Source organism: Streptomyces sp. NPDC127108 (assembly GCF_042677545.1).
In the GTDB taxonomy this organism is placed as follows: Bacteria; Actinomycetota; Actinomycetes; order Streptomycetales; family Streptomycetaceae; genus Streptomyces.
The window spans coordinates 1-22,918 of record NZ_JBHXTE010000080.1; the positions used below are offsets into that span (position 1 = coordinate 1).

The window sequence follows — 22,918 nt, forward strand, 5'->3', positions numbered from 1 at the left end:
CGGGGGGCGGGGCCCCGGGCGCGCGGACGGCTTCCGGGCGGCCGCTGCCGCCTACCAGGCGAATGCGGTGCTCTCCCCCGCATCCGTCCGGCCCCGGTGTCGTTGGCCCAGACGTGCACGCATACGATCCCTCACCCCACCGGCCGTACCAGAGCCCCATCCCGTCCATGCGCACGGCGCAGGACGTCTCGGGCGCCCACTCGGCCACGCCGATCTACGACGCGCTGTACTCGGAGTACATGAGGGCGTTCCGCGCCCTGCCCGGCGACAGGACCGGCGAGGAGGAGCTGAGGTTCAACGCGTTCGGCGCCCCGCCCTACGGCAACCACCACGGCGCCGTACGGCACGACGCGCGGTACGAACCCCGCCATCCGTCCCGGCACGACCCGCGCTACGACCCCCGGCACGACCCGAGGCACGACCCCCGGCACAGCCCCTTCCACGTCGCCCGCTACGGCCAGCCGAGCCAGGCCGACCACACCGGCTACGGCCAGCTCTTCCCGGCCGCGCTCCCGCCGGGTCCGCGCCGCGAGCGCTGACCCCACCGGCCAGGGGCCCCGCCCCCACAAGCCGATGCCCGGCCTTCCCCGTGGAAGGCCGGGCATCGTCGCGTGCGCGCGCCCAGGGGGCGGCGGCTACTTCTTCTTCTGGGTCTTCTGGCCGCGCTTCTCGCGCACCCGCACCGAGATGTGGATCGGCGTGCCCTCGAAGCCGAACTCCTCACGGAGCCTGCGCTCCACGAAGCGGCGGTAGCCGTGCTCGATGAAGCCCGAGGCGAAGAGCACGAACCGCGGCGGCTTCGTGCCCGCCTGGGTGCCGAACAGGATGCGCGGCTGCTTGCCGCCGCGGACCGGGTGCGGGTGGGCGGCGATCAGCTCGCCGAGGAAGGCGTTCAGACGCCCCGTCGGCACTCGCGTCTCCCAGCCGTCCAGGGCCGTCTCGATGGCCGGGACCAGCTTCTCCATGTGCCGGCCCGTGCGCGCCGAGACGTTCACCCGCGGCGCCCAGGCGACCTGCGCGAGCTCCGTCTCGATCTCCCGCTCCAGGTAGTAGCGGCGCTCCTCGTCCAGGGTGTCCCACTTGTTGTACGCGAGGACGACGGCGCGGCCCGCCTCGACCGCCATGGTGACGATGCGCTGGTCCTGCACGCTGATCGACTCGCTGGCGTCGATCAGGATGACGGCGACCTCGGCCTTCTCGACGGCGGCGGCGGTGCGCAGCGAGGCGTAGTAGTCGGCGCCCTGCTGGAGGTGCACGCGCTTGCGGATACCGGCGGTGTCGACGAACTTCCAGGTCACGCCGCCGAGTTCGATCAGCTCGTCGACCGGGTCGCGGGTGGTGCCCGCCAGTTCGTTGACGACGACGCGCTCCTCGTTCGCGACCTTGTTCAGGAGCGAGGACTTGCCGACGTTCGGACGGCCGATGAGCGCGATGCGGCGCGGGCCGCCGATGGTCGTGCCGAAGCTCTGCTCGGGCGCCTCCGGCAGCGCCTCGAGGACGGCGTCGAGCATGTCGCCGGTGCCGCGGCCGTGCAGCGCGGAGACCGGGTGCGGCTCGCCGAGGCCGAGCGACCACAGCATCGCCGCGTCCGCCTCGGCGGAGGGGCCGTCGACCTTGTTGGCGCACAGCACGACGGGCTTGCCCGCCTTGCGCAGCAGGCGCACGACGGCCTCGTCGGTGTCCGTCGCGCCGACCGTGGCGTCCACGACGAAGACGACGGCGTCGGCCGCCTCGATCGCGTACTCCGCCTGGGCGGCCACGGACGCGTCGATGCCGAGGACGTCCTGCTCCCAGCCGCCGGTGTCGACGACCTTGAAACGGCGGCCCGCCCACTCGGCCTCATAGGTGACGCGGTCGCGGGTGACGCCCGGCTTGTCCTCGACGACGGCCTCGCGGCGGCCGATGATGCGGTTCACGAGCGTCGACTTGCCGACATTGGGGCGGCCGACGACGGCGAGCACCGGCAGCGGGCCGTGCCCGGCCGCCTCGATGGCGCCCTCGACGTCCTCGATGTCGAAGCCCTCTTCGGCGGCGAGCTCCATGAACGCTGCATACTCGGCGTCGCCAAGCGCACCGTGGTCGTGCTCGGCGTGCTGGGCCGAGCCCTCGCCCTCGGGCTGGATCTGGTCGTTCATGAAGTCCGTACCTCGTCGTTCATCGTGGTGATCGGTGGTCCGGCGCGCGCCGGGCCACTACTGAAAGTCTTACTCAGCGCCCGGTGAGGCGCCTGGCGTTCTCCAGGTGCGCGGTGAGCTGCCCCTGGATGCGCACGGTCGCCTCGTCGAGCGCCTTGCGCGTACGCCGCCCGCTCCCGTCACCCGCGTCGAACGGGTCACCGAAGACGACGTCGACACGGCTGCGCAGCGGCGGCAGCTGCCTTATCAGCCGTCCCCGCCGCTCCGTGCTGCCGAGGACGGCGACGGGCACGATCGGCGCCCCCGAGCGCACCGCGAAGTACGCGAGGCCCGCGCGCAGCGAGGCGAAGTCGCCGTCGCCCCGGGTGCCCTCCGGGAAGATCCCGAGGACCCCGCCCTGGTCCAGGACGGCGAGCGCGTCCGTGATGGCCGTGCGGTCGGCCGTGGTCCGGTCGACCTGGAGCTGGCCGATGCCCCGCAGGAACGGGCCGAGCGGCCCGACGAACGCTTCCTTCTTGATCAGGAAGTGCGTCGGCCGGGGCGCCACACCCATGACCATGGGGCCGTCGACGTTGTGCGAGTGGTTCACGGCGAGGATCACCGGGCCGGTCGCGGGGACCCGCCAGGCGCCCAGGACGCGGGGCTTCCACAGGCCGTACATCAGGCCCACGCCGATGCGGCGGCCGACGTCGGCGCCGCGCTCGGAGGGGGCGACGCGCGGGGCGGGTGCCCCTGGCGTCGACGCGGCCGGACTCACTTCCCGGCCCGCTTCTCCTCGACGAGCGTGACGACGCACTCGATGACCTGCTGCAGGGTCAGCTCGGTGGTGTCGACCTCGACGGCGTCGTCGGCCTTCGCCAGCGGGGACGTCTTGCGGCTTGAGTCGGCGGCGTCCCGCTTGATGAGGGCCTCGCGGGTGGAGGCGACGTCGGCGCCCTTCAGCTCGCCGGAGCGGCGGGCGGCGCGGGCCTCCGGGGACGCCGTCAGGAAGATCTTGAGGTCGGCGTCGGGCAGCACCGTGGTGCCGATGTCCCGGCCCTCGACGACGATGCCGAGCTCGGCCGCGGCGGCGATCGAGCGCTGCAGCTCGGTGATCCGCGTGCGCACCTCGGGCACGGCGCTGACCGCGCTCACCTTGGAGGTGACCTCGGGGGTGCGGATCGGGCCCGCGACGTCCGTGCCGTCGACGGTGATGGTCGGGGCGGACGGGTCGGTGCCCGAGACGATCTCCGCCTTGCCGGCCGCGGCGGCGATGGCGGACGGATCCGTGAGGTCGATGCCGCCCGCCACCATCCACCACGTGATCGCCCGGTACTGGGCGCCGGTGTCCAGGTAGCTCAGGCCGAGCTGGGCCGCGACGGCCTTGGACGTGCTGGACTTCCCCGTGCCGGAGGGCCCGTCGATGGCGACGATCACGGGGGCCGGGCCTGCGGCGGCGGTCTTTTCCACGGATTCCACGGGGAGCGGACACCTTTCTCGGTGCGGGGGACGGGGTGGGCCGCCTGCTCGGCGCCCCGCACAAGGTTACTGGCTCTGGAGTGGGCCCCTTCCCGGTGCCGGGCCGAGGCCGCCCGCGGCCCCCTCGGCTCACTGCCGCAGCGACCAGCCGCGCTCCCGCAGCCCCGCCGCGAGCCCCGGCGCCGCCTGCGGCTCGACCATGAGCTGGACGAGGCCCGCCTGCTGGCCGGTGGCGTGCTCGATGCGGACGTCCTCGACGTTGACTCCGGCCCGCTCCGCGTCGGCGAAGATCCGGGCGAGCTGGCCTGGCTGGTCGTCGATGAGGACGGCCACGATCTCGTACACGGCGGGGGCGGAGCCGTGCTTGCCGGGGACGCGGGCCTGGCCCGCGTTGCCGCGCCGCAGCACGCCCTCGACGCCGGTGACGCCGTCCTGCCGCTTGGACTCGTCGGCGGACTGCAGGCTCCGCAGCGCGGTCACGGCCTCGTCGAGGTCCGTGGCGACCTCCGCGAGCAGGTCGGCCACCGGGCCGGGGTTCGCGGACAGGATGTCGATCCACATCCGCGGGTCGGACGCCGCGATGCGGGTGACGTCACGGATGCCCTGGCCGCAGAGGCGTACCGCCGACTCCTCGGCGTTCTCCAGGCGGGCGGCGACCATGCTGGAGACGAGGTGCGGCATGTGCGAGACGAGCGCGACCGCCCGGTCGTGGGCGTCGGCGTCCATGACGACGGGCACGGCCCGGCACAGCGCGACCAGCTCCAGGGCGAGGTTCAGGACCTCGGTGTCGGTGTCCCGCGTCGGCGTCAGGACCCACGGCCGCCCCTCGAAGAGGTCCGCGGAGGCCGCGAGGGGGCCGCTGCGCTCCCGCCCCGACATCGGGTGCGTACCGATGTACGGAGTGAGGTCGAGGCCGAGGGACTCGAGATCGCGCCGCGGCCCGCCCTTGACGCTGGCCACGTCGAGGTAGCCGCGCGCCGAACCGCGCCGCATCTCCTCGGCGAGGGTGGCGGCGACGTGAGCGGGCGGCACGGCGACCACGCACAGGTCGACGGGCCCGGCCGGGGGCTCGCTGGTGCCCGCCCCGAGCGCGGCCGCGGTGCGGGCCTGCTCCGGGTCGTGGTCGGCGAGGTGGACGGTGACGCCGCGGCGGGCCAGGGCCTGGGCGGCGGAGGTGCCGATGAGGCCGGTGCCGATGACGAGGGCGCTTCTCACTGGGCGATGTCCTTGCGGAGTGCGGCGGCCGCGCCGAGGTAGACGTGCGCGATCTCGGACCTCGGCCGGTCGGACTCGACGTGGGCGAGGATCCGCACGACGCGCGGCATGGCCCCGTCGATGTCGAGTTCCTGGGCGCAGATCAGCGGCACGTCGGCGAGGCCGAACTCGCGGGCCGCGGCGGCCGGGAAGTCGCTGTGCAGGTCGGGGGTGGCCGTGAACCAGATGGAGATCAGGTCGTCGGGGCCGAGTCCGTTCCGCTCGAGCACGGCGGTGAGCAGCGCGCCGACCTGCTCACTCATGTGGTCGGCCGCGTCCCGCTCCAGTTGGACGGCGCCCCGCACCGCTCGTACCGCCACCGTGCTGCTCCTCGCTCGCGTACATCCGTCGTGCTGTCCCGCTCTCTGCGTGACCAGGGTAGTCAGGGCCCCGGACACGTGTGCGCGGCGCCCGCCTGCCGAGACGGTCGCCGCGCACCGAAGGACCGCGTCGGGGGCGTACCGACGGACCGCGTCGCAGCCGTACCGACGGACCGCGTCAGAGCTGCTGCTTGCGGATGATCTCCTCCAGGGACTCGGAGGGCACCTGGCCGTTCGGCGTGAGTTCGTCGACGGTCCCCGGCAGGACCTGGGCGATCTGGTCCGCGGCCTGCTCGGGCGAGACGCCCGCCTGCTCGGCGACCTGCCGGAGCGCGTCGTCGGGCACGGCCTGCCGCACCTGCTCGCCGGTCACCGGCTGGTTCTCGCCGGGGCCCACCCACGACTGGGTCTGGTCGGTGAGCCCGGCCTTGGTCAGCCCCTCCAGGAGGCCGCCCAGCGGGTTGTTGCCACCGCCGTTCCTGTTCATCAGCGCGCCGAGCAGGGCCCCGAGGAGGGCACCGCCGCCTCCGGACGCGGCCCCGCCCTGCTGTCCTCCGCCGCCGAGGAGGCCGCCGAGAAGACCGCCCAGATCGTTACCCGCCATGGTGGTGCTGCCTTTCGGTTCGGGGGCCGGGCCCCGCCCTCGGGGGCAAGGCCCCGGCCCCTGCCAATGTCACCCGCGGCGACGACCGCCGCCACTCGGCGCGACCGGCGCGAGGCCCATCCGCACCACGGGCGCACAGCCTCCGTGCGCCTCTGGACGCCGGGGTGCGGGTCGGCTTGCATGGAGAGTCAGGCCGCGCGCCTCGGGGGGCACGTATGAAGCGCTCAGGACCCTTGTTCACGCTGCTCGCGGGGCTGGTGTTGGCCCTGTTCATGCTGTCGGTCAACGCGACGTCGGGGACGGGCAGTTCGTCGTACTCGGACTCCTCGCCCGACACCCCGGGCACCGCCGGGCCGAAGGCACCGCCCACCGCGGGCACCCCTTCGAAGGGCCCCGGTCCCACCCGCACCGCCACCCCCACGCCCTCGTCCACGCCCGCGAAGAAGCCCCCGTCCGACGCCCGGTACGCGGGCCGCACGGACGACGACTCGGCCTCGATCGCCATCACGCTCCGTGACGGCGAGGCGGTCGCGTACTTCTGCGACGGCCGGGCCACCGAGTCCTGGCTCAAGGGCGACGTCGAGGACGACGGGTCGATGCGTCTGACCGGCAAGAACGGCGCGAAGCTGGACGGCCGGATCGTCGGCGACAAGGTCCGCGGCACCGTCGAGATCCGCAAGCGGACCTGGGCGTTCACCGCCCCGAAGACCCGCAAGCCGGCGGGGGTGTACCGAGCCACGTCCGAGGTGCGCGGCGAGCAGCTCGACGGCGGCTGGGTCGTCCAGGCCGACGGCAGCCAGGTCGGCATCCTCAAGCGCGACGGCGAGCCCGCGAAGGCCCCCCGGCTCGACCCGGAGACCGGCGCCGTCGTCCTGGCCGACGGCGGCCGCCTCACCGCACGCCCCGTGGTGCCTTGACCCCGCCCGCACCCTCGATCGCCCCCGTGCCCGCACGCGACCCCGCGTCCACCAGGGAGCCCTCATGAGCGTCGATCCGAACGCCCCCACCCAGGGCGGTTTCCCCGTGCCGCCCGGCGCGGGCGGCCCGCCCCGCGCGCACCCCGCCCGCTATCTGGTGCCCGCCCTGGTCGCCGCCGCGGTCGCGGTGGGCCTCGGGGCGTACGGCAAGGTCCACGACCCGGAGGGCACCGCCTTCAACCTGGCGGGGTTCAGCAGCACGAGCGCCGTGAAGTCCTGGCTCGCGACGACGGCGCTCGGCTTCGCGGTGCTCCAGGTCGTGTCGGCCCTGATGGTGTACGGCAAGCTGCCGGGACCGTCCTGGTCGGGGGTGCTGCACCGCTGGTCGGGCCGGGTGGCGTTCCTGGCGGCCGTGCCGGTCGCGGTGCACTGCCTCTACGCCTTCGGCTATCAGACGACGACGCCGCGCGTGCTGTGGCACTCCGCCCTCGGCTGCTTCTTCTTCGGGGCGTTCAGCGCCAAGATGCTGCTGCTCCGCTCGGAACGGCTGCCCGGCTGGCTGCTCCCGGTGGTGGGCGGGCTGGTCTTCGCGGTGCTCACGGTGGTGTGGTGGACGTCGGCGCTGTGGTTCTTCCGTACGTTCGGGGTGAGCACGTGAGCGGCGAGGGGCGCCCCACCCGGCGTACGGCCCTGGCGGCGGGCGCGCTGGCCGCCGCCGCGGCGACCGGGTGCTCGAAGTACGGCGACGAGGGCGCGGACCCGGAGCCGCCGCCGAGCACCCCGGCCGCGTCCCGCTCCAAGGGCTCGCCGGGCGCGAGCGGCAAGGCGCCGCCCGAGGGGCCGGTGCTGGCGAAGACGTCCGACATCCCGGTCGGCGGCGGCAAGGTCTTCAAGGACGAGAAGGTCGTCGTCACCCAGCCCGCCGAGGGCGACTTCAAGGCCTTCTCCGCGGTCTGCACGCACTCGGGCTGCACGGTCCGCGACGTCGACGGCGGCACGGTCAACTGTCCGTGCCACGGCAGCCGGTTCCGGGTGGCGGACGGGGCGGTCGCGGGCGGCCCCGCGCCGCGCCCGCTGCCGCCGCGCGGCATCGACGTCACCGGAAATTCCATCAGGCTCACCTGAGCGCGGCCGTACCCTCCGGGCATGAACCCGGCGCAGTTCCCCCAGGTCCCCCACATCCCCCTCGACCCGCACGACCTGGTGCGCGAGCACACGATCTACGCCTGCGTCATGGGCTCGCGCGCCTTCGGCCTGGCCACGGACGGCAGCGACACCGACCGCCGCGGGGTGTTCCTCGCGCCGACCCCGCTGTTCTGGCGCTTCGAGAAGCCGCCGACGCACGTGGAGGGACCCGCCGACGAGCAGTTCGGCTGGGAGCTGGAGCGCTTCTGCGAGCTGGCCCTGCGCGCCAACCCGAACGTCCTGGAGTGCCTGCACTCCCCGCTCGTCGAGCACGTCACCGACACCGGCCGCGAACTCCTCGCCCTGCGCCCGGCCTTCCTGTCCCGCCAGGCCCACGAGACCTTCGCCCGCTACGCGCTCGGCCAGCGCAAGAAGCTCGACGCGGACGTCCGCACTCACGGCGCCCCGCGCTGGAAGCACGCCATGCACCTGCTGCGCCTCCTGATGAGCTGCCGCGACCTGCTCCTGACGGGCGAGCTGACCATCGACGTCGGCGACCGACGCGAGTCGCTGCTCGCGGTCAAGCGCGGCGAGGTCGGCTGGCCCGAGGTGGAGGCGTGGATGGCGCGCCTCGCGGCGGAGGCGGACGCGGCGGCGGCCCGCACCTCGCTGCCCCCGGAGCCGGACCGGCGGCGCGTCGAGGACTTCCTGTACCGCGCCCGCCGGGCCTCAGCCCTGGAGGCGGGCCCGTACGACGAGGTCGTGCAGCGCGTCGTACGCGACGGGGGCATCCGGCAGGTCTGAGGCCGCCTGGGCCTCGTCCAGGACGGTGTGCAGGCGCTCGACGTCGGCGGCCACGCGCGCGTGGTCGACGTCGGCGGCGCCGTGCTCGGCCTCGCGCTTGGCCGCGATCAGCTCCGGCAGATAGCCCGGGGCGTGCGCCTCGCCGAGCAGCGTCGGCAGATGGGCCTGGAGTTCACCGGTGCGCATCAGGTGGATGCCCGTGAGCAGCACCCGGAACGTGTACAGCAGCGGCTTCAGCTCGCCGCTCCGGTCGAACAGCTTCCACTGGGTGGACGCGAAGCCCCGGTAGTGGTGCGCGTGGTGCGAGGTGAGCACGCCGGGCACGAGCGCGGCCAGTTCCTCGTGCAGGGCGCCCGTGTGCACGACGAGCGGGGAGAGCAGCTGCTCCAGGACGTAGCCGTTGCGCCGCAGCAGCAGCCGCGCGAACTTCCTGAGGTCGTGCGTGACGAGGTCCATCTCGACGCCGTCGCGAACAGACATCCGCGACCGCGTCTCCTCCGGCTCCCGCAGCCCCACCAGGTCCCGCACCGGCAGCAGATGGACACCGCGCAGGTCCACGTCGGAGTCCCGGGACGGGAACCCGTACAGATGCGCCCCGGAGACCGTGGCGAAGACCAGCGGGTCGGGCTGTTCCGCGACGACGGAGCCCAGGTCGGCCGCGCTGATTTCGATCATCCGCACAGCATCCCAGACGGCCGGCCACGGCAGCCGGGCGACCACCCGGGAACGACGACGGCCGCCCGCACCCGATCCGGGAGCGAGCGGCCGACGACGTACGCACGAAGACCTGAGGCAGGCCTACAGGTCGACTTCCTTCATCAGCATGCCGACCTCGGTGTTGGACAGGCGGCGCAGCCAGCCCGACTTCTGGTCGCCGAGGGTGATCGGGCCGAAGGCGACGCGCACCAGCTTGTCGACCGGGAATCCGGCCTCGGCGAGCATGCGCCGCACGATGTGCTTGCGGCCCTCGTGCAGGGTCACCTCGACCAGGTAGTTCTTGCCGGTCTGCTCGACGACGCGGAAGTGGTCCGCGCGGGCGTAGCCGTCCTCCAGCTGGATGCCGTCCTTGAGCTGCTTGCCCAGGTCGCGCGGGATCGGGCCGACGATGTGCGCGAGGTAGACCTTCTTCACTCCGTACTTGGGGTGGGTCAGGCGGTGCGCCAGCTCACCGTGGTTGGTGAGCAGGATGACGCCCTCGGTCTCGGTGTCGAGCCGGCCGACGTGGAACAGCCGCGTCTCGCGGTTGTTCGTGTAGTCGCCGAGGCACTGGCGCCCTTCGTTGTCCTCCATGGTGGAGACGACGCCGGCGGGCTTGTTCAGGGCGAAGAACTGGTACGACTGCGTGGCCACGGTCAGGCCGTCGACCTTGATCTCGTCCTTGTCCGGGTCGACGCGCAGGCCCTGCTCCATGACGATCTCGCCGTTGACCTCGACGCGGGCCTGGTCGACCAGCTCCTCGCAGGCGCGCCGCGAGCCGTAGCCCGCGCGGGCGAGGATCTTCTGCAGCCGCTCGCCCTCCTGCTCGGCGCCGGGGAAGGTCTTGGGCAGATTCACCTTGGGCTTGCCCGCGTACCGCTCGCGGTTGCGCTCCTCGGCCCGGGTCTCGTACTCGCGCGAGTACGCCGGGGCCGGGCGGCCGCGACCGGCGCCCCGCTGGTCCTGGCCGCGCTTGGGGCCGCCCTTGGCGCCGCCGCGCGCCGAGGCGCCGCGACCCGACTTCGGGCCGTCCTGGGTGCCGCCGGGGCCCACGTCGTAGCGCCGCTCCTCGGGGCGGGGCTTGCTGGGGCGGCCGCTGCCCTGCCGGTCGTCGCGAACCCCGCCGGTGCCCCGGCTGTCACGACCGCCGCCGGTACCCCGGTCGTCGCGACCGCCACCGGCACCCCGGTCGTCGCCGCGGCCACCGCCACCGCTGCCGCCGCGGCCACCGCCGGTGGGGCGACCGCCGCCGTTGCCACGGCCGCCACCGCCGGGGCGGCCGCCACTGTTGCCGCGGCCGCCGCTGTTGCCACCACGGCTCCCGCCGTTGTTTCCGCTGCTGTTCCTGCCGCTGCTGCTTCGCATCAAAATGTCCGTCTTAGTCGTCTGCGTCCTCGTAACCCGGCGCATCGGGTGCGTCCGGGTCGAACGACGGGACACCCTCCTGGGTCTCCGCCTCGATCGCGTCCGCCTCGGGGAGGAAGGGCGCGAGCTCGGGGAGCTCGTCCAGGCCGCGCAGGCCCATCCGCTCCAGGAAGTAGTTCGTCGTCCTGTACAGGATCGCACCTGTTTCGGGTTCCGCGCCCGCCTCCTCCACCAGACCCCGCTGCAACAGGGTGCGCATGACCCCGTCGCAGTTCACGCCGCGCACCGCCGAGACCCGCGAGCGGCTGACCGGCTGGCGGTAGGCGACGACGGCGAGGGTCTCCAGGGCCGCCTGGGTGAGCCGGGCGTGCTGCCCGTCCAGGACGAAGCCCTCGACGGCGGGGGCGTACGCGGGCCGGGTGTAGAACCGCCAGCCGCCCGCCACCAGGCGCAGCTCGAAGCCGCGGCCCTGCACGGTGTACTCGTCGGCCAGCTCCCGCAGCGCGTCCGCGACGGCCCGCCTGGGGCGCTCCAGGACCTTCGCCAGGTGCTCCTCGGTCGCGGGCTCGTCCACGACCATCAGGACGGCCTCCAGGGCGGGCTTGAGGTCGAGCTCGGCGACGGCGGCCCGCAGGTCTCCCGTGGGGCTCTCGGGGCTGCCCTGCTGCACAGCGCTCACGGCTTCCTCTCCTCGTCCGGCTCGGGGGCCCGGTCGAACTCGTCGGTCACGGTCGGCTCCGCCTCGCCGTCCCCGCCGGTCCAGCGCACCGTCAGCTCGCCGAGCGCGTCCTCCTGCTCCAGGGCGACGGCCTTCTCCCGGTACAGCTCCAGGAGCGCGAGGAAGCGGGCGACGACGGTGAGGGTGTCGTCGGGCCCCAGCTCCTCGATCAGGGCACGGAAGCTCGCCTCGCCCTGTTCCTTGAGCCGCGCCACCACCACGGCGGCCTGCTCGCGCACGCTCACCAGCGGGGCGTGGATGTGGTCGATGTACACCTGCGGCTTCGCCTTGGGCTGCATCGCCTTCACGGCGAGCTTGGCGAACCCTTCGGCGCCGATGCTGATGACGACCTCGGGCAGCAGCTCGGCGTGGTGCGGCTCCAGGCCGACGGTGCGCGGATAGCGCCGCGCCTCCTCGTCGAGCCGCCCGCTGAAGATGTCCGCGATCTGCTTGTACGCGCGGTACTGCAGCAGCCGCGCGAACAGCAGGTCCCGCGCCTCCAGCAACGCCAGGTCGGCCTCGTCCTCGACCTCGGCGGCGGGAAGCAGCCGCGCCGCCTTCAGATCGAGCAGCGTCGCCGCGACCACCAGGAACTCGGTCGTCTGATCGAGGTCCCAGTCCGGCCCCATACTCCGGATGTGCGCCATGAACTCATCGGTCACCTTGGACAGCGCGACCTCGGTGACATCCATCTTGTGCTTGGAGATGAGCTGGAGCAGCAGATCGAACGGCCCCTCGAAGTTCGCAAGCCGAACCTTGAACCGCCCGTCACCGGGCTCGGCAGGAGCTTCTTCCGTACCCACGTTGTGGGCAGGCGTGCCGCCAGGCGATTGGGGTCTCCCCTGCTCGAGCGGAGCCGAGAGCTCGGGGAAGGGTGGGCACAACGCAACGGTGCGGGGATGTTCCGGCTCCCCACCCGGGGCCTCCGGGGGCTGGCCCCCGGTTTCGGGAAGGGGCGGGCTTGGGGAAGAAACCGCCCCACCACGCCCCAGCACCCGCCGCGGACGACGGGACTCAGCGGGTACGGCGTCGGTCGGCATTCACGATCCAAGGAAGCGGCAACGGCAAGGCACTACGCGGAAAGGTACCGCTACCGCCCACGCAGCCGTCGTACGAGAATGCTCGCGTCCCCCCGCGATTCGAGGTCGGCGAGCACCACGGCCACCGCCTCGCGCACGATCCGCCCCCGGTCCACCGCGAGCCCGTGCTCACCGCGCAGCACGAGGCGCGCGTGCTCGAGGTCCATGAGCTCCTCGGCGGAGACGTACACGGTGATCTTCTCGTCGTGCCGCTCGCGCCCGCTGGGCCGCCGGTTGGCGGCACGGGCCCGGCGCCGCGCCTGCGCGGGCGTGTCGCCGGACGCGTTCGCGGACTTGCCGCCCGCGGCGGAGCTGGCAGAACCTTCCTGCGCCGGGCGCCGCCCGGAACCCTTCCCGGCGTCCGTGCCGGACGCCGAGCGGCTGCGCGAGGGAGCGCCGGACTCCGCGTCCGCCGCGCTGTGTTCGGCGGCGTCGGAGGAGTCCGCGTCCTCCCGCGGTGCGGGGGACTCCTCCGCGGCCGCCTCGTCGCTCTCGCCCGCCGGAGCGGGCACCCTCGCCTCGCCGTTCGCCTGGCGCCGCGGGGTGGACGCCTGCAGCGCCATCCCCCCGGTCGTACGGAACAGTTCGTCGGCCCCGGGCAGACTCACTCGGCGTGACACCGGGCGAGCACCTCCCTGGCGAGCTGGCGATAGGCTGCCGCGCCCACCGAGTTCGAGGCGTACGTCGTGATCGGCTCACCGGCGACCGTGGTCTCCGGGAAGCGCACGGTCCGCCCGATCACCGTGTGGTAGACGTGATCGTCGAACGCCTCGACCACGCGGGCGAGGACCTCGCGGCTGTGCACCGTGCGCGAGTCGTACATCGTCGCGAGGATGCCGTCGAGCTCCAGGTCGGGGTTGAGCCGCTCCTGGACCTTCTCGATGGTCTCGGTGAGCAGGGCCACACCGCGCAGCGCGAAGAACTCGCACTCCAGCGGCACGATCACCTTGTGCGCGGCGGTGAGCGCGTTGACGGTGAGCAGGCCGAGCGAGGGCTGACAGTCGATCACGATGTAGTCGTAGTCGGCCATCAGCGGCTTGAGCGCGCGCTGCAGCGTGGACTCGCGCGCGACCTCGCTGACCAACTGCACCTCGGCGGCGGAGAGGTCGATGTTGCTGGGCAGCAGGTCCATGTTGGGGACCGCGGTCTTCAGCAGGACCTCGTCCGCCGACATGCCCCGCTCCATGAGCAGGTTGTAGACGGTGAGGTCGAGCTCCATCGGGTTCACACCGAGACCCACCGAGAGCGCGCCCTGCGGGTCGAAGTCCACGAGCAGTACGCGGCGCCCGTACTCCGCGAGCGCCGCACCCAGGTTGATGGTCGACGTGGTCTTGCCGACGCCGCCCTTCTGGTTGCACATCGCGATGATCTTCGCGGGGCCGTGGTCGGTCAACGGCCCCGGGATCGGGAAGTACGGCAGCGGGCGTCCCGTGGGGCCGATGCGCTCGCGGCGCTGACGGGCAGCGTCCGGGGCGAGCGTGGCGGCGTATTCGGGATCGGGCTCGTACTCCGCGTCGGGGTCGTAGAAGTGACCCTGGGGCAGTTCCTCGTAGTCGGCGAGAGGGGTGGGGGTGGTGTTCTCGCCACTCCGGTCGCCGGCCATGGCGTTCACGTGATGGCCATCCATGCTCTGGGGTGCTGACTGTGTCGGCTGCGGACTCTGGCGGGCTTCGAAGGTGCGGACAGCGACGGAGCCGACAGCCTGAAGCCCGACGGGGCCTTGGCCTCGTCCAGTCATTCCTGGTTGACCACCCCCGGGAGCAAATGTCGACTCATTCACAAGTCGTCTTACCTCCTTGGTGACCAGGAAATTTCTAGATAGGTCAGCGTGGCACCATGCCGACGGTTGGCGACTCTATGGCGTGTCACCACTCCGCAGCAACACAATCCGCCGGACCCGGCCCGATGTGTCGGCAATGGAACATCCCGATGTCAAGGGCGCACTGCATGGCATCGCCGCGTTTACGTGGTGGACGAATCGCCCAAATGTTTACGTACAAGGCGAGTTGAGCGAGTGTACGCCCAACCGCCCGCGGCCGGACCCCTCACAAGGTCCGGCCGCGGGCGTGAGATTGACGACTTCCGTTGACCCGAGTCGACGGAAAAGCCGTGGTCGGCGTGGCGGTCAGCCGAGCAGCGACTCGAGCTCGACGTGCTCGAGACCGTGCGCCTCGGCGACCTCCTTGTAAACGACCTTGCCGTCATGGGTGTTGAGACCCAGGGCGAGCGCCGGGTCGCGGCGCAGGGCCTCGACCCAGCCGCGGTTCGCCAGCTCGACGATGTACGGCATCGTGGCGTTGGTCAGGGCGTACGTGGAGGTGTTGGGCACCGCGCCGGGCATGTTGGCGACGCAGTAGAAGACCGAGTTGTGGACCGGGAAGGTCGGCTCGGCGTGCGTGGTGGGACGCGAGTCCTCGAAGCAGCCGCCCTGGTCGATCGCGATGTCGACAAGGACACTTCCGGGCTTCATGCGCGACACCAGCTCGTTGGTGACGAGCTTGGGGGCCTTGGCACCCGGGATGAGGACGGCACCGATGACGAGGTCGGCCTCCAGGCAGGCCTTCTCCAGCTCGAAGGCGTTGGAGACGACCGTCTGGATCTTCGTGCCGAAGATCTTGTCGGCTTCCTTGAGCTTGTTGATGTCGCGGTCGAGCAGGGTCACGTGGAAGCCCATGCCGATGGCGATCTGCGCGGCGTTCCAGCCGGAGACGCCGCCGCCGATGACGACGGCCTTGCCCGCGGCCACACCGGGGACACCGCCGGGCAGCACGCCGCGGCCGCCGTTGGCGCGCATCAGGTGGTAGGCGCCGACCTGCGGGGCGAGGCGGCCCGCGACCTCGGACATCGGGGCGAGCAGCGGCAGGGCGCGGCTGGGCAGCTCCACCGTCTCGTACGCGATGGCGGTGGTGCCGGACTCCAGGAGGGCGTCCGTGCACTCCTTGGAGGCGGCCAGGTGCAGGTAGGTGAAGAGCGTCTGGTCCTTGCGGAGGCGGTGGTACTCCTCGGCGATCGGCTCCTTGACCTTCAGGAGCAGGTCGGCCGTGGCCCACACCTCGTCGGCGGTGTCCAGGATCTCGGCGCCGGCGGCGATGTACTCGCCGTCCGTGATCGAGGAGCCGACACCGGCGTCGCGCTCGATGACGACCTGGTGGCCGTGGCGCACCAGCTCGTGCACACCGGCGGGGGTGATGGCCACCCGGAACTCGTTGTTCTTGACCTCGCGGGGGATGCCGACCTTCACGTCGATCACGGTCCTTGGCTCAGGGGGGTTTCGGGCAATGCGGTACAAACCGGCACGCAAGCGAGCGCATCGGAAGACACCACGTAAGCACGCGGCGGAGCCAGTCTAATGAAGGATTTCTCGCTGTCTAGCCTTCCAATAATTCAATCTTGACTGGATGCACTACGGATTTCGTAGGCGGAGGGTGCTCGTCCATCCGACTCCTCAAGGTTCGCCCCGGCTTCCTCACGGGAGACCGGCGCAACCCCTGCGACCTCGGTGAACTCATCTCCCAGCATGCGCTCGGCGGCCGCGCGGTGCAGCCCGGCGGCGGTCGGATCACCGAGCCGCTCCAGGGTGTCCGCGAGCCGCACCTGCAGCGCCGCCTGGAGGCGTACGTCCGCCGCCTCGCGCGCCCATTCGGCCGCTTCCTGGCAGGTGCGCAGGGACTCCTCGGGCCGCCCCGCGTACTCCTGGACGCGCGCCATCTCGCTCAGCGCCCGCGCCCGGCCCGCGACGTCGCCGATCTTGCGCAGCCCCGCGACGGCCGAGCGCCAGTTGCGCAGGGCCTCGCCGTAGCGGCCCGCGTATGTGTGGGTGGTGGCGATGCGGCCGTGCAGCCGGGCGGCGTCGGCGCGCTCGTCGCGGGCCAGGCGCTGGGCCAGGGCCCTGCCGTACCAGTCGGCGGCCCGCTGCCAGTCCCCCAGTTCCTGGTAGGCGCCGCCTACGGATTCCATCGCGCGGCCGGTCGCGTAGGGGTCCCCGGCGGCCCGGCCGCAGTCGAGGGCGGCGCGGTAGCGGGCCAGGGCCTCGTGCGTCCGCCCCGTCTGGGCGTCCAGGTCGGCGAGGTTCAGGAGCGCGGCGGCCTGCTCCCGCGGCAGGTCCCTGCGCTCGGCGACATCCAGGACGAGCTGGTGGACGGCGTACAGCTCGGGCGCCGCGTCCCGCGTGCCCCGGTGCGCGACCAGGGCGCGGGCGAGGGCGGCCATCAGGCGGCGGGCGAGGGTGTCCAGATCGCCGTCCGCGACCGCGAGCCGGGCCGAGGCGAGCAGCGCGGGCTGCCGGATCCGCAGCCACTCGGCGGCGGCGCGCGGGGTCGGGAAGCGCAGCGCCCGGGGCAGCCCTGCGAGTCTCTTGCGCGCCGTCGAGCCGTCGGGCTCGGTGACCGCCCGGCAGGACTGGAGCAGCCGCACGGTCCGCTCCAGCATCCGGGCCCGCGCCAACTGCACCTCCCCCGGCCGGTCCTGAGTCTGGGTCAACTCCCGCAGGAGCGGCACCAGGCACCCCGGCACCTCGTACTGCGGAAGCGGCGACTCCACCGCGCGCAGCAGGCCGAGCGCGACGAAGTCGTCGAGCGTGGCGCAGGCCGCGGACACCGAACAGCCCGCGAGCGCCGACGCGGTGTGCGGGTCGACGTACCCGGCGGGGGCGAGGCACAGCAGTCGCAGTATCCGCGCGGCGGGCGCGGGCAGCGCGGCATAGGTGTGCTGGAAGACCCGGGCCAGGCCCGAGTCCGCGGCGCCCTCCTCGGGGCAGTCCCTGACCTGCTTGGCGAGGTCGGCGACGGCGGCCTTGGGCCGGGCGGCGAGCCAGCCGCCCGCGATGACGAGCGCCGCCGGATTGCCGCCGCACGCCTCGACCAGGCTCTCCGCGGAGCGCGGGTCGACGGTGATGCGCACCGAACCGGCGCTGCGGGCCAGCAGATCGAGAGCGGCCTTGGTGTCCAGGCCGCCCAGGGTGCAGGGGCGGACGTCCGGGATGCCGGTGAGCGGGCCCGCGGACACGGCGAGGACCAGGCAGTCGGGGGTGTCCGGGAGCAGCGGGTCGACCTGCGCGCCACCCTCGCCGTCGGTCACGTCGTCGAGGAGGAGCAGGGCGCGGCGGCCGTCGAGGGCGGCGCGCAGGGCTCCGGCCAGGTCGTCCTCGTCCGCCCCCGCGGGCGCGGGGGCGCCGAGCGCGTCGAGCAGCTCGCGGGCGGTGCGCTCGGTGGGGACGGCGGCGCCGTCGGGGTCGGTGAGGCGGGCGCGCAGGACCCCGTCGGGGTAGGCGTCGGCGAGCTGCCGGGCGAGTTCCTCGGCGAGGGCGGTGCGTCCTGATCCGGGGCGGCCCGCGACGAGCAGGACGCGGGCGCGGGGCGCCTTGCGGCCGGAGAGGGTGTCGAGTCCGGCGCGGTCGATGTCGGCGCGGAGTTCCTTCAACTCCCGGTGGCGGCCGACGAATCGGCCACCGTCCGCCGCGCCGCCGGTCGATGGCGCGCCACTCGCCGAACCGTCCGTGTCGACCGCCTGATCCGTCACGGGTAACGCTCCCGTCCGCCTGCGCACGAACCCGCCGGGACTCCGGTCGGGACGCTTTCAGAGCCTAGTTCAGGCGCTGCCGCGTTCCGGGCCGCACGGGGCCCACAAGTCGCCCGATCGGATCAGGAGATCGTCGGACCGCGCGCCGCCGGACGGGGGACGCGGGGTGCCGAGGGCGTTCGCCGCTCAGGCCTCGAACGGCCGTGCGGGCCACGGCGCGTCGGCCGGGCGCAGGGAGTCCACGCCGTCGCCCTGGAGCACCGCGGTGAGCGAGAGGGCGCCCACGACGAGGCAGTTGTTGTGCAGCTCACCGGCGAGCACGCCGCGTACAAGGTCCGCGAGGGGCACCCGGGCGAGCTCCATGTCGGACTCCTCCTCGGAGACCTCGAAGCGCTCGCCCTCGGCCTCGGACAGATCGCGGGCGAGGAAGACGCGCACGGCCTCGTCGCAGCCGCCGGGCGTGGTGTAGACGTCGGTGAGCACCCGCCAGTCCTCGGCCTTGACGTGCGCCTCCTCGTACAGCTCGCGCTGGGCGGCGTGCAGCGGGTTCTCGCCGGGGACGTCGAGCAGTCCGGCGGGGATCTCCCAGAGCTTGTGGCGCACGGGGTGGCGGTACTGGCGGAGGACCAGGACGCGGTCCTCGTCGTCGAGCGCGAGGACGGCGACCGAGCCGGGGTGGACCTGGTAGTCACGGCGGACCACTGTCCCGTCCGGCATGACGACGTCGTCGGTGCGCACCGAGGTCTTGTTCCCGACGAACGGGGTCTCGCTCGCCGTGACCTGCCACTCCTCGGCGGTGTCCTTGATCGTCATGTCGCGCTGTCCTCCCACGTGCAAACAAAACAGAAGCCGGGGTACGCGCCCACGGGCGCGTACCCCGGCAACCGTATCCCGCCGCTACTTGCCGGCGGCCTGCTGGCGCTGGACGGCGGCCTTCACCAGGCCCGCGAAGAGCGGGTGCGGCCGGGTCGGACGCGAGCGCAGCTCCGGGTGGGCCTGGGTCGCGACCAGGTAGGGGTGGACCTCGCGCGGGTACTCGACGTACTCGACGAGCTTGCCGTCGGGCGAGGTGCCGGAGAAGAGGATGCCGGCCTGCTTCTCCAGGTCCGCGCGGTAGGCGTTGTTCACCTCGTAGCGGTGGCGGTGGCGCTCCTCGACGTACTCCTTGCCGTCGTACACCTCGCGCACGATGGAGCCCTCGGCGAGCTTGGCCGGGTACATGCCGAGCCGCATGGTGCCGCCCATGTCGCCCTCGCCCGCGACGATGTCGAGCTGCTCGGCCATGGTGGAGATGACCGGGTGGGAGGTGGCGGAGTCGAACTCGGTGGAGTTGGCGTCGGGGATGTCCGCGAGGTTGCGGGCCGCCTCGATCACGATGCACTGCAGGCCGAGGCAGAGGCCGAGCAGCGGGATCTTGTTCTCGCGGGCGAACTGGATCGCGCCGACCTTGCCGGACACGCCGCGGTCGCCGAAGCCGCCGGGGATGCAGATCGCGTCGACGTCGCCGAGCTGCTTGGCGGCGCCCGCCGGGGTCTTGCAGTCGTCGGAGGTGACCCACTTGATCTTGACGCGGGCCTTGTTGGCGAAGCCGCCGGCGCGCAGCGCCTCGGTCACCGAGAGGTAGGCGTCGGGCAGGTCGATGTACTTGCCGACCAGCGCGATGGCGACCTCGTGGTCGGGGTTGTGGACCCGGTCGAGCAGATCCTCCCACTGGGTCCAGTTCACATCGCGGAAGGGCAGGTCCAGCTTGCGCACCACGTAGGCGTCCAGGCCCTCGGTGTGCAGGACCTTCGGGATGTCGTAGATCGACTTGGCGTCGATGGCGGCGACGACCGCGGCCTCGTCGACGTCGCACATCAGCGAGATCTTGCGCTTGATGGCGGTGGGGACCTCGCGGTCGGCGCGCAGCACGATGGCGTCCGGCTGGATACCGATGTTGCGCAGGGCGGCGACCGAGTGCTGGGTCGGCTTGGTCTTCAGCTCACCGGAGGGGCCGATGTAGGGAAGCAGCGAGATGTGCACGACGAAGACGTTGTCGCGGCCGACCTCGTGGCGGACCTGGCGGACGGTCTCCAGGAACGGCAGCGACTCGATGTCGCCGACGGTGCCGCCGACCTCGGTGATCACGACGTCCACCTCGTCCGTCGCCATGCGGCGGATGCGGTGCTTGATCTCGTTGGTGATGTGCGGGATGACCTGCACGGTGTCGCCCAGGTACTCACCGCGGCGCTCCTTGGCGATCACCTGGGAGTACACCTGGCCGGTGGTGACGTTGGCCGAGCCGTCGAGGTCGACGTCGAGGAAGCGCTCGTAGTGGCCGATGTCCAGGTCGGTCTCGGCGCCGTCGTTGGTGACGAACACCTCGCCGTGCTGGAAGGGGTTCATCGTGCCGGGGTCGACGTTCAGGTACGGGTCGAGCTTCTGCATCGTGACGCGCAGGCCCCGGGCCTTGAGGAGCGCACCCAGGCTGGAGGCCGTCAGGCCCTTGCCGAGGGAGGAGGCGACACCCCCGGTGACGAAGATGTGCTTGGTCGTCGTGGATGTGGGTGGCATGGCCAAGAGGGGGCTCCCGTGCGTCGCGGTCTGAAGGTGCGTACCGGCGTCCGCTCCTGTTCGGAGGGAGGTGCCGTCGCTGCGGTTCGGGGGTTCTAGGACCACCGGCTCACGGGCTACCAGGGTATCAGCGACAGACGGGGGCTGCTTCCGGCCACGTCTTGACACGCGCTTTCACATCGCGTACATGATCTTCACCCCTCGAACACGCGGCGGGTACCGGACGGGCACGGCTTTCACCCGGAACTCGTTCGGCGTAGTCACGTTGGCGGGACGAGCGGGCAGATATCCGGGGCGTCGATGTATGTTGCTCGGACACTCGCTGCCGAGCCGTGCGCACGGGCTGAACCATCCCCCGTCGGCACTTCTGGACATCACTGGAAACCATCGGGCCCGGCAGTTCGTCTTACAGCGAACCCTTGACCGTAGAACGAGCGCCCCGTGAGCGGGCGAACGTGGCCGTTTGAATGGGGATGCACGTGGCCGGGCGCATCGAGGATTACGCACTGATCGGGGACATGCAGACCGCCGCGCTGGTCTGCCGGGACGGCACGGTCGACTGGCTGTGTCTGCCCCGCTTCGACTCCCACGCCGTCTTCGCCGGCCTCCTCGGCACGGAGGAGCACGGCTTCTGGCGGCTGGGCCCCGCCCACGGTCCGGGCACACCGCCCGCGCCGTCGACCCGGCGGACCTACCGCGGCGACTCCCTGATCCTGGAGTCCGAGTGGGACACCCCGCGCGGCACGGTCCGGGTCACGGACTTCATGCCGCCGCGCGACTCCGACGCCCCACAGCTGGTGCGGATCGTGGAGGGCGTCAGCGGCCGGGTGCCGATGCGCTCCGCCCTGCGGATGCGCTTCAGTTACGGCCGCGTGGTGCCGTGGGTGCACAAGGTCGACGGGCGCACGGTGGCCGTCGCCGGTCCTGACTCGGTGTGGCTCGACACCACCGCCGAGACCTTCGGCAAGGACCTCACGACGTACTCGGACTTCACGGTCGCCCCCGGCGACCGGATCGCCTTCACCATCTCCTGGCAGCCCTCGCACAAGGAGCAGCCCGCCCACCCCGAGCCGGAGGCGGCGCTCACGGCGACGGAGGAGTTCTGGCGCGACTGGGTGGCGCAGTGCACGTACCACGGGCCCTACCGCGAGGCCGTGGTCCGCTCCCTGATCACCCTCAAGGCACTGACGTACGCCCCCACGGGCGGCATCGTCGCCGCGCCCACCACCTCCCTGCCGGAGGACATCGGCGGCTCCCGCAACTGGGACTACCGCTTCACGTGGCTGCGCGACGCCGCCATCACGCTCTCCTCGCTCCTTCGCACCGGCTATCGCGAGGAGGCCCGCGCCTGGCGCGAGTGGCTCCTGCGCGCGGTCGCGGGCGACCCCGAGAACCTGCAGATCATGTACGGCATCGCGGGCGAACGGGAGCTGGGCGAGGCGGAGCTGGACTGGCTTCCGGGGTACGAGAACTCGGCGCCCGTCCGCGCGGGCAACGGCGCGGCCCACCAACTCCAGCTCGATGTCTACGGAGAGGTCACCGAGGCCCTCCACCTCGCCCACATGACCGGCCTCGCCCGCAACGACTACGCCTCCCTGCTCCAGCTCAAGCTGATCCGCTATCTGGAGACGCACTGGGACCAGCCCGACGAGGGCATCTGGGAGGTGCGCGGACCGCGCCGCCACTTCGTGCACTCCAAGGTGATGGCCTGGGTCGCCGTCGACCGCACCATCAAGCTCATCGAGTCCGGCGACGCCGACGGCCCCCTGGAGCGCTGGCGCGACATGCGCGACGACATCCACCGGGACGTCTGCGAGAAGGGCTACGACAAGGAGCGCAACACCTTCACGCAGTCGTACGGCTCCAAGGAGCTGGACGCCTCGCTGCTCCTGATCCCGCAGGTCGGTTTCCTGCCGCCCGACGACAAGCGCGTCATCGGCACCATCGAGGCCATCCAGCGCGAGCTGTCCACGCCGGACGGCTTCATCCTGCGCTATCCGACCTCCGGCGACGACGCGGGCGTGGACGGCCTGGAGGGCGACGAGGGCGCGTTCCTCGCCTGCTCGTTCTGGATGGCCGACGACCTGGCGATGATCGGCCGCGTCGACGAGGCCCGCAAGCTCTTCGAGCGCCTGCTCGACCTGCGCAACGACCTCGGCCTGCTCGCCGAGGAGTGGGACCCGCGCCTGCAGCGCCAGGTCGGCAACTTCCCGCAGGCGTTCAGCCACGTGCCGCTCATCGACACGGCCCTGCGGCTGACGGCTTCGGGGGCGTACGGGGGCTAGGGCCTGTCCGGCGGATCTTCGCGGAACAGCCCGCGGCGTCTGGTGCGTGCTCTCGGCGTGCGCCCGGATCGCCCTCGTACTGGACGTA

The 22,918-nt window shown here is 72.4% G+C and carries 21 protein-coding genes and 1 pseudogene; 6 read left to right on the forward strand and 16 right to left on the reverse strand.

Annotation, left to right across the window (positions count from 1 at the left end; all coding sequences use genetic code 11):
- The first annotated feature begins 167 nt into the window (after positions 1-167).
- Positions 168-539 carry a hypothetical protein gene (locus tag ACFVHO_RS39295; protein WP_385725325.1) on the forward strand — a complete coding sequence of 124 codons (372 nt, stop codon included), beginning with the start codon at positions 168-170 and terminating at the stop codon, positions 537-539.
- Between the two features lie 96 nt (positions 540-635).
- On the opposite strand, the gene der is transcribed toward ACFVHO_RS39295, so the two are convergent.
- From der to ACFVHO_RS39325, 6 genes and pseudogenes are all read right to left on the reverse strand, one after another.
- The gene (gene der, locus ACFVHO_RS39300; RefSeq protein WP_385725326.1) at positions 636-2,135 is read right to left on the reverse strand and encodes a ribosome biogenesis GTPase Der; all 1,500 of its coding nucleotides are present in this window, start codon (positions 2,133-2,135) and stop codon (positions 636-638) included.
- 73 nt (positions 2,136-2,208) lie between these two features.
- A complete protein-coding gene (locus tag ACFVHO_RS39305; protein WP_385725327.1) occupies positions 2,209-2,931 on the reverse strand; it encodes a lysophospholipid acyltransferase family protein in 723 nt (240 codons plus the stop codon).
- On the reverse strand, positions 2,889-3,584 hold the full coding sequence (gene cmk / locus ACFVHO_RS39310) for a (d)CMP kinase (protein ID WP_385725343.1): 696 nt from the start codon (positions 3,582-3,584) through the stop codon (positions 2,889-2,891). The genes ACFVHO_RS39305 and cmk overlap by 43 nt, the downstream gene beginning before the upstream one ends.
- A gap of 138 nt (positions 3,585-3,722) precedes the next feature.
- Positions 3,723-4,808, reverse strand: a complete 1,086-nt coding sequence (locus ACFVHO_RS39315) for a prephenate dehydrogenase (protein ID WP_385725328.1) — start codon at positions 4,806-4,808, stop codon at positions 3,723-3,725.
- A complete protein-coding gene (gene aroH, locus ACFVHO_RS39320) occupies positions 4,805-5,167 on the reverse strand; it encodes a chorismate mutase (RefSeq protein ID WP_385725329.1) in 363 nt (120 codons plus the stop codon). Before aroH ends, ACFVHO_RS39315 begins: the two co-directional genes overlap by 4 nt.
- 178 nt (positions 5,168-5,345) lie before the next feature.
- Positions 5,346-5,792, reverse strand: a pseudogene (locus tag ACFVHO_RS39325) (YidB family protein); the annotation flags it as partial.
- 194 nt (positions 5,793-5,986) lie between these two features.
- Between ACFVHO_RS39325 and ACFVHO_RS39330 the strand changes: the two are divergent.
- From ACFVHO_RS39330 to ACFVHO_RS39345, 4 genes are all read left to right on the forward strand, one after another.
- A complete protein-coding gene (locus tag ACFVHO_RS39330; protein WP_385725330.1) occupies positions 5,987-6,688 on the forward strand; it encodes a hypothetical protein in 702 nt (233 codons plus the stop codon).
- Positions 6,689-6,752: 64 nt separating this feature from the next.
- Complete coding sequence (locus ACFVHO_RS39335; RefSeq protein ID WP_385725331.1) at positions 6,753-7,346, forward strand: DUF6529 family protein; 594 nt, start codon at positions 6,753-6,755, stop codon at positions 7,344-7,346.
- Positions 7,343-7,813, forward strand: a complete 471-nt coding sequence (locus ACFVHO_RS39340; RefSeq protein WP_385725332.1) for a Rieske (2Fe-2S) protein — start codon at positions 7,343-7,345, stop codon at positions 7,811-7,813. The genes ACFVHO_RS39335 and ACFVHO_RS39340 overlap by 4 nt, the downstream gene beginning before the upstream one ends.
- A 21-nt stretch (positions 7,814-7,834) precedes the next feature.
- Positions 7,835-8,617 (forward strand): DNA polymerase beta superfamily protein, encoded by a 783-nt coding sequence (locus ACFVHO_RS39345; protein WP_385725333.1) that lies wholly within the window; start codon positions 7,835-7,837, stop codon positions 8,615-8,617.
- Here the strand turns inward: ACFVHO_RS39345 and ACFVHO_RS39350 are convergent.
- From ACFVHO_RS39350 to ACFVHO_RS39395, 10 genes are all read right to left on the reverse strand, one after another.
- Positions 8,543-9,292, reverse strand: coding sequence for a DNA polymerase beta superfamily protein (locus ACFVHO_RS39350; RefSeq protein ID WP_385725334.1), 750 nt, complete (start codon positions 9,290-9,292; stop codon positions 8,543-8,545). The two genes, ACFVHO_RS39345 and ACFVHO_RS39350, sit on opposite strands and share 75 nt — an antisense overlap.
- A 123-nt stretch (positions 9,293-9,415) precedes the next feature.
- On the reverse strand, positions 9,416-10,678 hold the full coding sequence (locus ACFVHO_RS39355) for a pseudouridine synthase (RefSeq protein WP_385725335.1): 1,263 nt from the start codon (positions 10,676-10,678) through the stop codon (positions 9,416-9,418).
- A gap of 13 nt (positions 10,679-10,691) precedes the next feature.
- A complete protein-coding gene (scpB, locus tag ACFVHO_RS39360) occupies positions 10,692-11,357 on the reverse strand; it encodes an SMC-Scp complex subunit ScpB (protein ID WP_385725336.1) in 666 nt (221 codons plus the stop codon).
- Positions 11,354-12,436 (reverse strand): segregation/condensation protein A, encoded by a 1,083-nt coding sequence (locus ACFVHO_RS39365; protein WP_385725337.1) that lies wholly within the window; start codon positions 12,434-12,436, stop codon positions 11,354-11,356. Before ACFVHO_RS39365 ends, scpB begins: the two co-directional genes overlap by 4 nt.
- A gap of 50 nt (positions 12,437-12,486) precedes the next feature.
- Positions 12,487-13,095 carry a hypothetical protein gene (locus ACFVHO_RS39370; RefSeq protein WP_385725338.1) on the reverse strand — a complete coding sequence of 203 codons (609 nt, stop codon included), beginning with the start codon at positions 13,093-13,095 and terminating at the stop codon, positions 12,487-12,489.
- On the reverse strand, positions 13,080-14,213 hold the full coding sequence (locus ACFVHO_RS39375; RefSeq protein WP_078618704.1) for a ParA family protein: 1,134 nt from the start codon (positions 14,211-14,213) through the stop codon (positions 13,080-13,082). Before ACFVHO_RS39375 ends, ACFVHO_RS39370 begins: the two co-directional genes overlap by 16 nt.
- A 387-nt stretch (positions 14,214-14,600) precedes the next feature.
- Positions 14,601-15,725, reverse strand: coding sequence for an alanine dehydrogenase (gene ald, locus ACFVHO_RS39380; RefSeq protein WP_385725339.1), 1,125 nt, complete (start codon positions 15,723-15,725; stop codon positions 14,601-14,603).
- 134 nt (positions 15,726-15,859) lie between these two features.
- Positions 15,860-17,992, reverse strand: coding sequence for a tetratricopeptide repeat protein (locus tag ACFVHO_RS39385; protein WP_385725340.1), 2,133 nt, complete (start codon positions 17,990-17,992; stop codon positions 15,860-15,862).
- Positions 17,993-18,178: 186 nt separating this feature from the next.
- Entirely contained in the window at positions 18,179-18,805 is a 627-nt protein-coding gene (locus tag ACFVHO_RS39390) for an NUDIX domain-containing protein (RefSeq protein WP_385725341.1), read from the reverse strand.
- An 84-nt stretch (positions 18,806-18,889) separates the two neighbouring features.
- Positions 18,890-20,545 (reverse strand): CTP synthase, encoded by a 1,656-nt coding sequence (locus ACFVHO_RS39395; RefSeq protein ID WP_385725342.1) that lies wholly within the window; start codon positions 20,543-20,545, stop codon positions 18,890-18,892.
- 473 nt (positions 20,546-21,018) lie between these two features.
- Between ACFVHO_RS39395 and ACFVHO_RS39400 the strand changes: the two genes are divergently transcribed.
- Positions 21,019-22,830: a glycoside hydrolase family 15 protein gene (locus tag ACFVHO_RS39400; RefSeq protein WP_385725344.1), complete on the forward strand. Its 1,812-nt coding sequence runs from the start codon at positions 21,019-21,021 to the stop codon at positions 22,828-22,830.
- The last annotated feature ends 88 nt before the right edge of the window (positions 22,831-22,918 follow it).